At 63.8% G+C, this 213-nt stretch carries 1 pseudogene; it reads left to right on the top strand.

The features are described 5' to 3' along the window. A pseudogene (locus F1735_RS38730) lies at window positions 1-213 on the top strand (IS5/IS1182 family transposase); the annotation flags it as partial.

Below are 213 nucleotides of genomic sequence, written 5' to 3'. Positions count from 1 at the left end.
CCTTGCGGCGCATTTGCGGATTTCCGCCGTTTGCAAAGCTGCCTTCGGAGGCGACGTTTTCGCGGGCTTTTGCGCAGTTCGCTGACGAGCGACTGGTTGAACGCGCCTACGAAGCCATGATCAAGGAGCACCTGGGTGACCAGTTGATCGGACATATCAGCCGCGACGGCACGGCCATTGCTGCCCGCGAGCGGCCTGCAGCGGCGGCCAGCG

The organism is Massilia genomosp. 1 (assembly GCF_011682185.1).
GTDB lineage: Bacteria > Pseudomonadota > Gammaproteobacteria > Burkholderiales > Burkholderiaceae_D > Telluria_A > Telluria_A rubra.
This window is presented reverse-complemented; position numbering and strand designations above follow the sequence as displayed.